A 12771-nucleotide genomic window follows, 5' to 3' on the forward strand; every position below is an offset into this window, starting at 1 on the left:
CTATTATTCTATCTATGAGGTGATCATCATGACAGAGATGGAAAAACTGCAGGCCGGACTGCTGTACAGCTTTGACGATCCGGAAGTGGAAGCAAGAAAGCAAAATGCCGTGAAGATGTGCGAGAAACTGGAACAAGTACCCAGCTGGGACGGGGAACGCCGGGCCGAAGCGACCCGCAAATTGTTCGGTTCCTGTGCCGGGTCGGTTGCCGTACAGAAAGGATTTGTCTGCGACTGCGGCAAGAACATTCATGTCGGAGATAACTTTACCGCCAATTACCGTGTGACCATCTTGGATATTGCGCCGGTCATCATCGGCGACAATGTGATGATCGGACCGGGCTGTGTGCTTTCGACCGTCGGGCATCCGACCGATCCCAAAGGCAGAAGGCAGCACCTGTCTTTTGCCAAACCGATCCATATTGGCAATGATGTCTGGTTCGGAGCCAATGTTTGTGTCATGCCCGGCGTGACGATCGGCAACAATGTGATCGTAGCTGCAGGTGCTGTCGTCACCAAAGACTTACCGGATAACGGCGTCTACGGCGGTGTGCCGGCAAAATTAATTCATGAAATTGAAAACAACGTCGAATGATTCAGACGTTGTTTTTTGTTTGATAGCTGCGCGGGGTCTGATGAAAATACGAACGGAAGGCCTTGTAAAAATTGCTGGTATTACTGTAGCCGATGATCGCCGCGATCTTTTCAATGGTCATATCGGTATTTTTCAGCAGCAGCTCCGCTTTTTCCATCCGCACTTTTAGAACTGTTTCCGAAAATGTCCGCCCGGTTTGTTCCGGCAGGATCGAAGAAATATAATTCGGATGATAGCCAAAGTGTTCCGACAGTTCTTTCAATGAGATGTGCTGTGAATGCGTTTCAATATAGTATACGATCTGTTCAGCAAGTGAGGCTTGCTTCGCAGAGCCGTATTCGATATGGTACTGATACGAAATGAACATCATGACCGCCAGGATCAGCGGCTGCACCATGATCTGCAGATCCTCTTTATGATCGTGATAGGTCAGGATCAGCGTCTGTAATAACGGCCAGAGCAGAGAGTCTTCCGCAAAAGTCAGGTGGACGTATTCATCGGAAAAGCGATTGGTCTGCGGATCAAGGAAAAAGCGGTACATCCCCTGGTCTGCCGCCAGCACTGGCAGATATTTCTCTAAGAAAGCGCCTTTCTGGATCAAGATCCCGAGAATGATCACATCCTCGCTTTGATCGCAGCGCAGCGCGTATCCGCTGAATGGCTGACCAATGTAGCAGTCTCCCTGTTTGATCGTGATCTTATGATCGTATTTTGCGGACAATGCTTCATAATCGCCCTGCCAGGCAAAATTGAAAAAAAAGAACTCCTGCCGATGGAACGCTTCATGAATGTAATTGCCTTTAAACGCACAGAGCATCACATCATCATCCGGATCGCCCAGCCATTGGGAGACCAATACATTTTGATGGACCGGATCCGGACGGAAATTCCAGTTCAGATTTGGAAACGCTTTGCCCAGTTCTTCCAGCGCTTCTTCTGTACGTGCATTTAAATCAGGAATATGCATATATTCTCCTTTATTTCTTATCGATAGTTACATTTTTGACACTGTTTCAGAGTATGTTCATTGTCTTCATTATAAAAGATCCCCGACCATTTACAAATGCTCCGAAGGATCGGTACGACGGATCTTCCTTTCTCTGTCAGTTTATATTCCACATGCGGCGGAATTTCATTGTATTGGATCCGATCCACCAGATCATCCTTGAGCAGTTCCTTTAACGTCGATGCCAGAACGGCGTCGGTAATGTTGCTCATTTCATCTCTTAACGTGCTGTACCGAAGGGTCCCCATTTCTGCCAGCACACAGATAATTCTCGACTTCCATTTTCCGCCGAAAATTTGTAACCCGTACTCTAACGGGCAGCGAATGTCCGATTCCAGTTTATGTTGATACATGTTCATCCCTCCACGTTCGACTTTATTATAATGAACTGCTTTTAGATCTACAAGTAACTATTAAATTTATTAGTTACTAATAAATTTACGGATATCTTACATTTTCCAAGATGCTCGTATATGATGAGGATGGCTCAAGAAAGAGCACAAACTAGGAGGTCATTCAAATGAAAGTCAAAGCTTATTTACAAATTACGATGAAAATTGATGAAGAAAATCGCCCGGCGGCCGCAAAGGTATACAACGATTACAGAGGACCGTTCCTGGAAACCATCCCAGGTGCCCTGACGAAAGATCTTCTCATCCGCGATGAAGATGTTCAGGTATTGCACGGATTTGACAGTGTAGAACATGCCAAGGCCTATCTTTCAAGCGACCTGTTCAAAAATGATGTATTTGTCGGCTTGAAACCGACCTGGTCGGCGGATCCGGAAGTAAAGATCTACGAAGTCGCATAATTTTCATGGCACGCTGCATCTGCAGCGTGTTTTTTATTTTGAACAGATATCCAAACCCCCTCAATTTCTTTAATTATCACACATAGATTCTTAAGATGAAACGCTGTTTCCTGAAAATTTGCCGCCTATAATGAAAACAAACGAACCGGAAAAGGTTCGGGAATTGGAGGACAACATGTATCATTTTGATTATTATATGCCGGCGAAAGTATTATTTGGCGCCGGCCGTCTGAACGATCTTCACGATGAAAAACTGCCAGGCCGCCGAGCCTTGATCGTCACGACAAACGGTACATCTGTGAAGAAATATGGTTACCTGAGCGCACTGGAAACACAGCTTGCCTGGGCAGATGTGGAGTACGTGCTTTTTGATCAGGTCCGGCCGAATCCGACCCGTGAAAACGTCATGGACGGTGCTGCCATGGCCAAAGAAAACCAGTGTGATTTTGTGATCGCATTGGGCGGCGGTTCCGTGATGGACTGCAGTAAGTGCATTGCCCTGATGATGACCAACACGGGAGATATTTGGGATTACAGTCTCTCCGCGGCCGGAGGAAAAAAGAACCCGACGCAGGACGCTGCCCCGATCGTTGCGATCACCACATCGGCGGGAACGGGTTCTGAAGTCGACATGGCTTCCGTAATTACGAATGATGAAACGCAGGAAAAGACCGGCATCTTCTTCCCGTCGATGTTCCCGACTTTATCTGTCGTGGATTCGGATCTTATGATGAGCGTGCCGCCGAAGTTCACGGCTTACCAGGGAATGGATGCGTTCTATCATGCTGCGGAATCCGTGATCAATAAAAATGAACACCCGATGGGCGAAATGTTTGCGCTCAAAGCGATCGAACTGATTGCCAAAAGCCTGCCAGTTGCTTATCAGGATGGTTCAAACAAAGAAGCGCGCGCCGATGTCGCCTTGGCAAATACACTGGCCGGTTACTACATGCTCTGTACTTCGCAGCACACGATGGAACATGTCATGGGCAGCTTCCATGACGATCTGGCCCACGGTGCCGGTTTGATCATGATCAGCCATGCATATTTTGATTTCTTTGCGCAGCGTCAAGCAGCCGAAGAACCGATGATCAAAATGGCAAAGGCCATGGGCGTGAAAGATCCAACGTCCGGAAAGGATTTCATTCAGGCATTGGATCACTTGATCGATCAGGTCGGATGCAGCGATCTGCGGATGAGCGATGCCGGCATCACGAAAGAAGAGCTGAAAAAATATCCTGCCAAAGTGCACGAGGTATTGGGCGGCGATATTACGGCCGATCCGCTGCCGTTATCGGACGAAGACTATCTGGCAATTTACAAAGCTAGCTATCGCTAGTGATGATAGGGAGCCGGCTGGCTCCCTTTTTTCAAGGATGATCATGACCGGCATTCCGGTCTGGATCATAGATTCTATGGTAAATACATAAAGGAGGGAGATTCGTTATGGATGTAATTACCGCGATTGCGCAAGGATTTATCGGCTGGTTTACGACCGGCGGTGAAACCTTTACCGGTTGGGTCACTGGTATTATTCCGCAAGTTGTTTGTTTGATGACGTTCATGAATTCGATCGTCAAATTGGTCGGTGAGAAAAAAGTTGAAGCCGGCGCGCAGAAATTGACCAAGAATGCGATCCTGCGCTATTCATTGTTTCCGCTTTTGGCCGACATGTTCCTGGCAAATCCGATGTGCTATACGTTCGGACGCTTCGTTGAAGAAAAGTATAAACCGGCCTTCTATGATTCGTGTGTCAGCTTCTTGCACCCGATCACCGGACTGTTTCCGCATGCGAATGCAGGGGAACTGTTCGTGTATTTGGGTATTGCCCAAGGTCTGCAGAAAGCCGGCTATGAATTAGGCGGTCTGGCAGTTCGTTACTTTATTGTTGGTTTGATCGTGATCACATTGCGCGGCCTGATCACGCAGCGCATTTATTTCCATTTAGCCGGAATTAAAGAGTAGGAGGCGTGAACATGGCATACAGAAATATCAAGATCACAAAAGGTTCAGCAGGATTCGGCGGGCCGCTGATCATCGAACCGACAGAAACTCGTAATAAAGTATTGTGCGTTACCGGACAGACCATCAGCCCGGTCGCAAAAAAGATCGCCGAAATGACAGGCTGTGAACTGGTTGACGGTTTCAAGACCAATGTCCCGGATGAACAGGTGGCGGTCGCGGTCGTAAACTGCGGCGGTACCGCCCGCTGCGGGGTTTATCCAAGAAAGCACATCATGACGGTCAATGTAGAACCCGTCGGTGCGGTCGGACCGCTTGCACAATATATCACCGAAGACATCTATGTATCGGATGTCAGTGAAGAAAACTTGAGCTATACCGATGAAACCAATGCTTCTGCCGCAAAATCCGCTGCCGAAGAATTGGAAGCTGCCGATGCAGCAGGCGATAACGGCCCGAAAACCAAAGATCAGGCCAAAGCCGATGTAGCTGCAGCACAGGAAGGTCAGAAACAGAACCTGGTCACTCGTATCGGTGTCGGCGTCGGCCACGTTGTCAATAAATTCTTCGCAGCCGGCCGTGATTCCATCGATATGGTCATCCGCAACATCCTGCCGTTCATGGCCTTCACTTCGACTTTGTTGGGAATCATTTCCGCAAGTGGATTAGGAAACGTCATCGCCAACACGATCAGTCCGTTCTGCTCCACATTGCCGGGCATGATCTTCATCTCCTTCATCTGCGGTCTGCCGTTCCTGAGCCCGATCCTGGGTCCAGGTGCCGTCATTGCGCAGGTCGTTGGTACACTGTTGGGTGCTGAATTCGCAAAGGGCAACATTCCCGCTCAGTATGCATTGCCGGCCTTGTTTGCCATCGATGCACAGGTAGGATGCGACTTCATTCCAGTTGGTCTGTCTTTAGGAGAAGCAGAACCAGATACCATCGAGATGGGTGTTCCGGCGGTCTTGTACAGCCGTGTCATCACCGGTCCGCTGGCCGTTGTCATTGCGTACTTCTTCAGCATGGGCCTGTATTAGAATTGGGGGGCTGATCTCTGTGATAGGGGATCGGCCTTTTTTGTGCTATGATGGAACCGGAGGAATCTTTATGAATCAAGAAGTGGAAGAAGCAATCTGGGCCGGACGACAGGCACAGCGCAGCCTGCAGGAGGCGAAATCCTGTCTCGATCATGCCCGGGGCTGGGGCATTGTCGATCTGATCGGCGGCAATGAGATCTCCGGCTTAATGAAACATATGAATGTACGCCAGGCCAATCGCGCCTTGAAACGGGCACAGGACGATCTGCAGACTTTCAGCCGGGAAGCGGCGGATGTACAGGAACTGGTCGGACTGCAGGTGAACATCGGTGGTTTTCTGACCTTTGCGGACTTTTTCCTCGACGGGCTCGTAACGGATATATGGGTGCAGTCGAAGATCAAGGATGCACGCCGTCAGGTAGACCAGGCCATTGTGCAGGTCGATCAGATCATGGATCGGCTGCAGGCGATACAATAAGAAAAAGAGGCTGTTTATACAGCCTCTTTATGCATAGATTTTTTGAAAGACTCGATGGGTCAGCGGGGCCGCGCCGTACATGTTCCAGAAAAATGCGATTGGAAAATTTTTCAGAACGGTTCCGATCCAGATCGCGATGATCTGTGAAAATGGTGCACCGCCCATCAGAAGATTGAACAAGATCGCAGCGACCATGCTCATGGTCGGACACATGATCCCGACCGTGCCGGCCTGACGAAGCAGGCGATTGAGGTACGAATTCTCGGTTTTATGCCGATGCATGAAATGGGCTCCGATCCGGTTGCCCCATAAAGATGAAAACAAGAAGACAAACAATCCCATATACGAGGCTTCCTTGAGGGCCCCGAGAAAAACCGCATTGGGCATCTGACTGAGATCGGTTCCGTAGCCCATTTTGATCGCGACGTTGAACACTTCCATGCCGTATGCCATGAAATAGGACATCAGCAATCCAAAGACGACACCCTGTGATTTTGTTTTAGGCATAGATCCGCTTGCCTTTCTTTTTGGTCAGGCCATTTTCTTCACGGGTCTTGCGCATGTAGTAGACGGCCACGATCGAACCGAGGAATTCCGCAACGGGGAAACACCACCAGATCATTGTCGTTGGATCGTTCAAGTTTGCCAATGCCATGGCCAGCGGCAGCGGGACGATGATCAGCCGGATCAAAGAGACGATCAAAGAACGCACGCCGTTGCCCAATGCCTGATAGATGCCCTGATATGCGATGTTCAGACCGGCAAAGAAGTAACCCAGTGAAACGATGCGCATCGCTAAAACACACAATGAGCTCGTTGTACCAGTCAGACCGAACAAGCCGACGATCGCCGATCCGGCGGTCTGCAGCAGGATCATGCCGGCAACCGTCAAGATCACCGTGTACAAGGTACCATAGAAAATGCCGTCTTGGATACGTTTCTGATCCTGCTTGCCGAAGTTGTAGGAAACGATCGGAATGATCGCATTGTTCATGCCGAAGGCCGCAAAGTAAACAAATTGCTGGACTTTGTAGTAGACACCGAACGCCGTGACCGCATTCTGCGAGACCCCGCCGAAGATGATATTGATGCCATAGGACATGATCGACATCAACGACTGCATGATGATCGCCGGAATTCCGATCTTATAGATATCCCGAATGGCGCTGCGGTCCGGTTTGATATAAGCCAAAGAAGGATCGATCTCTGTATTGCGGCGATAATGGAACCACATATCCATGACCAAAGTGACGATCTGACCGATGATCGTCGCCCAGGCAGCACCGGCAACGCCCATCGCCGGCAGACCGAAGTAACCAAAGATCATGATTGGATCCAGGACGATATTCGTAATGGCACCAGCTAACTGTGCGATCGTCGACAACATCGTGCGGCCGGTACTTTGGAGCAGTTTCTCGAAGATCATCGAACCGATCGAACCGAACGAAAAAATGCAGCAGATCCGCAGATAGGTACAGGCCATCTCGGAAACGATCGGATCCGAGGTCTGGGTGCGGAAAAATGCCTCCACGCCGAACAGTCCGAACAAAAAGAAGACCAGGAAGGTACAAATGCCGATCAGGATCGCATTTCCTGCGATCAGCGACGCCTTTTCCCGTTTCTTTTCACCTAGATATTTTGAAAGCAGCGCATTGACACCGACCCCGGTACCGACGCCGATCGCGATCATGAGCATCTGCACAGGATAGGCCAATGTCAGCGCGTTCATTGCCAGATCGCCGATATCGGCAATCGTTGAACTGGTAATGTGTGAAATAAAGTAGGTATCGACAATATTATAGAAAGCCTGCACCAACATCGATGCGATCATCGGCAGTCCCATCGTCAACATCAGCTTTGGCATCGGCACATAGCCCATCTTGTTTTCCTGCATTATTTCACCATCCTTTCGATCAGATCGCAGCACATATCAATGCCGATATGGCCGCTGTTCAGGCAGACATCATAATATTTTGCCTGGCCCCATTTCCGATCCGTGTAATACCGGTAGTAGGTGATCCGGCGGCGGTCTTTCTTTTCGACCCGGCTCTCGATCGATTCATCACTTTCGCCGTAGACATCCACGATGCGCTTCTGCCGGAAGGCACGGTCCGCATAAATGAAGGCATGGAACGTATCGGTACGTTCCCGCAGAATATAATCCGCACACCGGCCGACAATGATGCACCGTCCCTGCTCGGCCAGATTCGTGATGACATTGCGCTGCGCGACATAGAGCTGATCGGACAGACCGCCGCCGTAGTTGTTCCACGCAAACGCGAACCAGCCGCTCTGACTGGCGTCTTCGCCATGCTCCTCGATATATTGACGGGAGAAATTACTTTGTTCCGCGATCTTCTGCACCAGGTTATAGTCGTAGTACGAATAGCCCAGGCGGGCAGCCAGTTCCTTGGCAATGGTCCGGCCGCCGCTGCCGAATTCACGCGTAATGGTAATAACGTTGTATTTCATTTTTGACTCCTTTCAGACAAAAAAACAACGAGCATTCTTTGACAACCGGATTTACATCCACAAAGAATACTCGTTGTTTCCGAAACGAATTTTAACACAAAAAAATTTGAAATGTAAGGAAAAAATACCGGCATTTACCGGTATTTTTGTTCCGAAGACCCATGCACAAAGGTTCAAAACCCTAACGGGTAAAATGAATCAATGTACACAGTGTTTCGAAACGGATGCCATATACCCTCGTATCATGAATCCAGCGTCATTATTGCAGAATCGATGCTGGAAATCGAGCGATTTGCCCAGAACGAAGGAAAAATTTAATCCAGCACCCGGATCGACTCGATCACCTGGTCTTTTTTCGGTTTATCCCGCCAGTTGGTCTTCACCGAAGCGATGCGGTCCAGTTCATCAAAGCCTTCGATTACCCGGCCGAATGCCGCATACTGACCGTCCAGATGCGGGGCGTCCTGATGCATGATAAAGAACTGGCTGCCGGCCGAATTTGGATCCATGGCACGGGCCATCGAGAGCACGCCGCGCACATGTTTCAGATCGTTGTGGAAGCCATTGGCTTCAAATTCCCCTTCAATGGTATAGCCCGGGCCGCCCGTACCGTTGCCGGCCGGATCGCCGCCCTGGATCATAAAACCCGGAATGACCCGGTGAAAAGTCAGTCCGTCATAGAAATGTTCGTTGATCAGTTTCACAAAGTTTTCTACGGTTTTCGGCGCAGTTTCCGGATACAACTCGGCTTTCATCACGCCGCCGTCTTTCATTTTGATTTCAATTTCGATCGTTTTCATGATGATTCCTTTCTAAAAAAGAAACGCCGAAGCGTTTCTTCTGATCACTAATTGTTCAGTCCGTATTTTGCGCGCAGTTCTTCTTTTCGCTTTTCCCACGCTTCATCGGCAACCGGTGTCCAGTTCGCTGCATACGGATCACATTTTTCTTCCAAATGTTCAGCCGATTCCGGCGACTGTAAGTCGGTCGAATGAGCACCTGTCTCTTTGACCAGACGCGGCAGAACGGTCGGGTTTTCCAACATCGGGCACGGTTTCAAGTGGTTGTTGTTGAACGGCTGATTGTCGTGGTATGCCTGGAACAATGGGGAACGCAATACCTCGAGCAGCGATTTCTCGCGGATGTTCGAATCACTGTAGTGGATGAAGACACACGGATCGCAGTCTCCGTTGGCATTGATGTGCAGATAACGACGTCCGCCGGCAATGCATCCGCCGACATATTCACCATCGTTCTGGAAATCCAATGCGAACAACGGTTTTTCAACACGGTATTTGCGGATCCGCTTCATCGTTTCCAGACGCTGTTCCGGGGTCGGCAGCAGTTCCGGCGATGCATCGTTTCCGACCGGCATATAATGGAAGTACCATACATAGAAGGCACCCATCTTCACCATGGCATCCCAGTATTCTTCACTGGTGATGGATTCGAAGTTATAACGCGTATAGCAGCAGGAAATTCCGTACGGCAGACCACGGTCCTGCAGTAAGTGCATCGCGTTCATGACTTTCTTGAAGACGCCGGTTCCGCGGCGGGAATCGGTTGCTTCTTCGAAACCTTCCAAAGAGATGGTCGGGATGAAGTTCTTGACACGAAGCATATCATCGGCGAATTTCTCGTCGATCAGCGTACCGTTGGTAAACGACAAGAAGATGCAGTCATCGTTCTCTTCGCACAGACGGATGATATCATTTTTACGAACCAGCGGTTCACCTCCGGTAAAGATATAGAAGTAAACACCCAGTTCACGGCCCTGACGGACAATATCGTTGATTTCATCATAAGTCAGGTTCAGACGGTTGCCGTATTCAGCGGCCCAGCATCCGGTGCAGTGCAGGTTGCAGGCACTGGTCGGATCCAGCAGGATCGCCCAAGGAATGTTGCAGTTGTATTTCTTGCGCAGTTTTTCCTGTTTCTTCCAGCCTTTTAATACGGCGTTGCCGAAGAAGTTGACGGCCATCGTATTCAGCAGACCTTCGTCCAAGTGCGTGACACGATCGAAAATAAAATCGTGGTACGGATGATCCGGATTTTCAATGGCCTCACGGATATCCTTGCGCTGACGGACAAAATAGCCTTCGGCATATTTATCGGCCCAGTCCATTAATTTGATCAGGTTCTTTTCCGGATCTTTCTGAACATACTTCATTGTTTGTTCAATTCCGAAACTCTTGATAGTGTCTTTAACGCTCATGTTCTTCCTCCTTATGATCTATTTCGTTGCTTTGAATGATTCTCAAATGCCAAATCGGGCAGATCCCCTAATTTGTCATGGTTAATATTACGAGAACCGGATTTTTTTTCCAACGGGATTAATTCCAGTCTTGACTGAAATTCGAACAAAATCATTGAACTGTCTACCTAAGTGAAAAGGATTCAAATGACTATTTTGAAAATTTGTTCTGATGTGCTTATAATGTAAAAAACGAAAGGGAATGAATTATGCTTGCCAGAGAACGACAAAACGCTATCGTAGATGAAGTCAACGCCAATGGTTCGGTGCTGGTCAAGGAACTGGCCGAAAAATACCAAGTGACCGAAGACAGTATCCGGAAGGATCTGACGCTGCTTCAGAAAAAAGGCTTATTGAAAAAAACGTACGGCGGCGCGGTGAAGGTCCGGGCCAAGATGCACGATTTGTATGTATCACAGCGTATCGGTAAAAACACCCCGGATAAACAAGCCATCGCCAGAGAAGCGATGAAAGTCATCGAAAAAGGCGATATGGTCTTTCTGGACTCTTCGACCGCCAATATTGAACTAGCCCGCCTGCTGATTGAAAGCGGCAAGGACGTGACCGTCGTCACCAATATGATCGAGATCATGTTGATGTATACCTCCGTGGAACATCAGCGCTTTCTGTTGATCGGCGGCATGCTGAATGATGAAAACGATGCGTTTGTCGGCGATTATACCGACCATCAGCTGATGTCGTTTCATTTTGATAAAACGTTTATCGGCACGGTCGGCGTCGATCTGGAGCGCAATGCGGTGTACACGCATAACGTACAGAGCGCGATGACCAAGCTCATCGTCATGCAGAATTCAGAAAAGAACTATATCATGCTGGAAACGCGCAAGCTGAATCTATCCGGCAACTATAAGATCGCTTCGGTGGATGCCTTTGACGGGGCCTTCATGGAAAAGGAACCGGAAGATTGGGCACACAAACAAATGGATCACTATTCGATCGAGTGGCATTACGAACATCAATAATGTCACTTTTCTTTTTATTCTATAGGCAGAGGTGATCAAAATGAATCGTTTTCCAATGGAATCCGTCGTAACGGATAATACGAACATCATGAATGCGACCAGTCAGCCGGATGTGTTCTTTGCCTGCCGGAAACTTTACTTTGAGACCATGACCATGCTGACGAACAGCCATTATCTGCCGGAATCCGAGCTGTCCGGCGCCTTTGCCCGCGACATCGACACCGTGAACCGTTTTATCGACCGGTTCTGGGACGAGACCAGAAAAAAAGCCGGCACCTGTACGGACTGTACCGATGTCGACCGTGTCTATCATCATTTTTTCGATAAAATGGATGCATACCAGTATACGATGGATGATACCTGCCGCCGTTACTATAACGACAAGGAGTCCACCGGTCCGTTAATCCTTCAGAAGATGCGGTAAAAAGTAAACGACCTGCTTTTTCCACCAGTACCAGTCATGATCGGCATCCGTGCCCCAGTAATCAAACCATGCCGGCACGTGCAGACGTTCGAGCAGCGGCTGCAGCCTGCGCATCGAGTCGGCACAAGGCCGGTCCCATGTCCCCTGGCCGGCGCAGAAGATGATATTGCGCTGTTGGTATAAGGCAATGTATTCATGGTCGGTCGGCATCCGGTCGAGGAAATAGAGCGGTGTATTCTGGTAAAGCAGATCATCGGACCAGTCGCCGAAAAACAAATGCGGATCCAGGGCCGGTGACAGTGACAGGACGCCTTGAAACAGATCCGGCCGCCGGAAAAAGGCGATCGCTGCCTGCGTGGCGCCTAAACTGACGCCGAATACATACGGCCGTGCGTTTTCCGGATTGACGCCGGAAACAAACGGCACGACCTGCTCGACGATATAACGATAGTAGCGTTCCTGCCAAAGCATGCGGACATCGGCCGGTTTATCGGCCGCGTTCCAGCTGAGGTCATCGACACTGTCGACGCAGAACAGCTGCACCTGATCGGCCCGGATGGCTTTGGCCAGCACATCGATCAGGCCGAACGACTCATAGGCATCGGCTTTTGAGCCCTGGGGCGGAAACGCGATCACCGGCATGCCGCCGGTGCCGTAGATGCGGATGTTCATGTTCCGCTCCAGGTCTTCCCGCCAATACGTAAATTTCCCTGATAAAACTTTCATGGAGCCATTATAGCACAACGACG

General features: G+C 49.4%; 16 protein-coding genes. 8 read left to right on the plus strand and 8 right to left on the minus strand.

Annotated elements, in window-relative coordinates; translation table 11 throughout:
- Positions 1 to 28 precede the first annotated feature (28 nt).
- On the plus strand, positions 29 to 595 hold the full coding sequence (locus tag HNQ47_RS02770; RefSeq protein ID WP_221247949.1) for a sugar O-acetyltransferase: 567 nt from the start codon (positions 29 to 31) through the stop codon (positions 593 to 595).
- A gap of 1 nt (position 596) precedes the next feature.
- Here HNQ47_RS02770 and HNQ47_RS02775 read toward each other — a convergent pair whose 3' ends face one another.
- Complete coding sequence (locus HNQ47_RS02775) at positions 597 to 1562, minus strand: helix-turn-helix transcriptional regulator (RefSeq protein WP_183327323.1); 966 nt, start codon at positions 1560 to 1562, stop codon at positions 597 to 599.
- A 17-nt stretch (positions 1563 to 1579) separates the two neighbouring features.
- Positions 1580 to 1954: a winged helix-turn-helix transcriptional regulator gene (locus tag HNQ47_RS02780; RefSeq protein WP_183327325.1), complete on the minus strand. Its 375-nt coding sequence runs from the start codon at positions 1952 to 1954 to the stop codon at positions 1580 to 1582.
- 167 nt (positions 1955 to 2121) lie between these two features.
- Between HNQ47_RS02780 and HNQ47_RS02785 the strand changes: the two genes are divergently transcribed.
- The 5 genes from HNQ47_RS02785 to HNQ47_RS02805 all read left to right on the plus strand — a co-directional run bounded on the left by HNQ47_RS02785 (position 2122) and on the right by HNQ47_RS02805 (position 5889).
- Positions 2122 to 2412, plus strand: a complete 291-nt coding sequence (locus HNQ47_RS02785; protein ID WP_183327327.1) for a hypothetical protein — start codon at positions 2122 to 2124, stop codon at positions 2410 to 2412.
- 130 nt (positions 2413 to 2542) lie between these two features.
- A complete protein-coding gene (locus tag HNQ47_RS02790) occupies positions 2543 to 3751 on the plus strand; it encodes an iron-containing alcohol dehydrogenase (RefSeq protein WP_246346021.1) in 1209 nt (402 codons plus the stop codon).
- Between the two features lie 107 nt (positions 3752 to 3858).
- Positions 3859 to 4377, plus strand: coding sequence for a PTS glucitol/sorbitol transporter subunit IIC (gene srlA / locus HNQ47_RS02795; protein WP_183327329.1), 519 nt, complete (start codon positions 3859 to 3861; stop codon positions 4375 to 4377).
- Positions 4378 to 4388: 11 nt separating this feature from the next.
- Positions 4389 to 5411 carry a PTS glucitol/sorbitol transporter subunit IIB gene (gene srlE, locus HNQ47_RS02800; protein ID WP_183327331.1) on the plus strand — a complete coding sequence of 341 codons (1023 nt, stop codon included), beginning with the start codon at positions 4389 to 4391 and terminating at the stop codon, positions 5409 to 5411.
- A gap of 70 nt (positions 5412 to 5481) precedes the next feature.
- Positions 5482 to 5889 carry a hypothetical protein gene (locus HNQ47_RS02805; RefSeq protein WP_183327333.1) on the plus strand — a complete coding sequence of 136 codons (408 nt, stop codon included), beginning with the start codon at positions 5482 to 5484 and terminating at the stop codon, positions 5887 to 5889.
- Between the two features lie 27 nt (positions 5890 to 5916).
- Here HNQ47_RS02805 and HNQ47_RS02810 read toward each other — a convergent pair whose 3' ends face one another.
- From HNQ47_RS02810 to HNQ47_RS02830, 5 genes are all read right to left on the minus strand, one after another.
- A complete protein-coding gene (locus HNQ47_RS02810; protein ID WP_183327335.1) occupies positions 5917 to 6396 on the minus strand; it encodes a DUF2798 domain-containing protein in 480 nt (159 codons plus the stop codon).
- Positions 6389 to 7783 (minus strand): MATE family efflux transporter, encoded by a 1395-nt coding sequence (locus HNQ47_RS02815; RefSeq protein WP_221247950.1) that lies wholly within the window; start codon positions 7781 to 7783, stop codon positions 6389 to 6391. Before HNQ47_RS02815 ends, HNQ47_RS02810 begins: the two co-directional genes overlap by 8 nt.
- Positions 7783 to 8361, minus strand: a complete 579-nt coding sequence (locus tag HNQ47_RS02820; RefSeq protein ID WP_183327337.1) for a cytidylate kinase-like family protein — start codon at positions 8359 to 8361, stop codon at positions 7783 to 7785. The genes HNQ47_RS02815 and HNQ47_RS02820 overlap by 1 nt, the downstream gene beginning before the upstream one ends.
- A gap of 314 nt (positions 8362 to 8675) precedes the next feature.
- Positions 8676 to 9161: a peptidylprolyl isomerase gene (locus tag HNQ47_RS02825; protein ID WP_183327339.1), complete on the minus strand. Its 486-nt coding sequence runs from the start codon at positions 9159 to 9161 to the stop codon at positions 8676 to 8678.
- Between the two features lie 47 nt (positions 9162 to 9208).
- Positions 9209 to 10576, minus strand: a complete 1368-nt coding sequence (locus HNQ47_RS02830; protein WP_183327341.1) for a radical SAM/SPASM domain-containing protein — start codon at positions 10574 to 10576, stop codon at positions 9209 to 9211.
- 248 nt (positions 10577 to 10824) lie between these two features.
- On the opposite strand from HNQ47_RS02830, the gene HNQ47_RS02835 reads away from it, so the two are divergent.
- Together HNQ47_RS02835 and HNQ47_RS02840 are read left to right on the plus strand one after the other, a co-directional pair.
- Positions 10825 to 11598 (plus strand): DeoR/GlpR family DNA-binding transcription regulator, encoded by a 774-nt coding sequence (locus tag HNQ47_RS02835; protein WP_183327343.1) that lies wholly within the window; start codon positions 10825 to 10827, stop codon positions 11596 to 11598.
- Positions 11599 to 11638: 40 nt separating this feature from the next.
- Complete coding sequence (locus HNQ47_RS02840) at positions 11639 to 12022, plus strand: hypothetical protein (RefSeq protein WP_183327345.1); 384 nt, start codon at positions 11639 to 11641, stop codon at positions 12020 to 12022.
- Here HNQ47_RS02840 and HNQ47_RS02845 read toward each other — a convergent pair.
- Positions 11999 to 12748 carry an alpha/beta hydrolase-fold protein gene (locus tag HNQ47_RS02845; protein ID WP_183327347.1) on the minus strand — a complete coding sequence of 250 codons (750 nt, stop codon included), beginning with the start codon at positions 12746 to 12748 and terminating at the stop codon, positions 11999 to 12001. The genes HNQ47_RS02840 and HNQ47_RS02845 overlap by 24 nt on opposite strands.
- Positions 12749 to 12771 lie beyond the last annotated feature (23 nt).

This window comes from Catenisphaera adipataccumulans (assembly GCF_014202755.1).
Taxonomy (GTDB): Bacteria; Bacillota_I; Bacilli_A; order Erysipelotrichales; family Erysipelotrichaceae; genus Catenisphaera; species Catenisphaera adipataccumulans.

Bases quoted from the DNA above. Each gene is read 5' to 3' on its own strand.
- HNQ47_RS02770 (WP_221247949.1), top strand. From the start codon at position 29: ATGACAGAGATGGAAAAACTGCAGGCCGGACTGCTGTACAGCTTTGAC.
- HNQ47_RS02775 (WP_183327323.1), bottom strand. From the start codon at position 1,562: ATGCATATTCCTGATTTAAATGCACGTACAGAAGAAGCGCTGGAAGAA.
- HNQ47_RS02780 (WP_183327325.1), bottom strand. From the start codon at position 1,954: ATGTATCAACATAAACTGGAATCGGACATTCGCTGCCCGTTAGAGTAC.
- HNQ47_RS02785 (WP_183327327.1), top strand. From the start codon at position 2,122: ATGAAAGTCAAAGCTTATTTACAAATTACGATGAAAATTGATGAAGAA.
- HNQ47_RS02790 (WP_246346021.1), top strand. From the start codon at position 2,543: ATGAAAACAAACGAACCGGAAAAGGTTCGGGAATTGGAGGACAACATG.
- srlA (WP_183327329.1), top strand. From the start codon at position 3,859: ATGGATGTAATTACCGCGATTGCGCAAGGATTTATCGGCTGGTTTACG.
- srlE (WP_183327331.1), top strand. From the start codon at position 4,389: ATGGCATACAGAAATATCAAGATCACAAAAGGTTCAGCAGGATTCGGC.
- HNQ47_RS02805 (WP_183327333.1), top strand. From the start codon at position 5,482: ATGAATCAAGAAGTGGAAGAAGCAATCTGGGCCGGACGACAGGCACAG.
- HNQ47_RS02810 (WP_183327335.1), bottom strand. From the start codon at position 6,396: ATGCCTAAAACAAAATCACAGGGTGTCGTCTTTGGATTGCTGATGTCC.
- HNQ47_RS02815 (WP_221247950.1), bottom strand. From the start codon at position 7,783: ATGCAGGAAAACAAGATGGGCTATGTGCCGATGCCAAAGCTGATGTTG.
- HNQ47_RS02820 (WP_183327337.1), bottom strand. From the start codon at position 8,361: ATGAAATACAACGTTATTACCATTACGCGTGAATTCGGCAGCGGCGGC.
- HNQ47_RS02825 (WP_183327339.1), bottom strand. From the start codon at position 9,161: ATGAAAACGATCGAAATTGAAATCAAAATGAAAGACGGCGGCGTGATG.
- HNQ47_RS02830 (WP_183327341.1), bottom strand. From the start codon at position 10,576: ATGAGCGTTAAAGACACTATCAAGAGTTTCGGAATTGAACAAACAATG.
- HNQ47_RS02835 (WP_183327343.1), top strand. From the start codon at position 10,825: ATGCTTGCCAGAGAACGACAAAACGCTATCGTAGATGAAGTCAACGCC.
- HNQ47_RS02840 (WP_183327345.1), top strand. From the start codon at position 11,639: ATGAATCGTTTTCCAATGGAATCCGTCGTAACGGATAATACGAACATC.
- HNQ47_RS02845 (WP_183327347.1), bottom strand. From the start codon at position 12,748: ATGAAAGTTTTATCAGGGAAATTTACGTATTGGCGGGAAGACCTGGAG.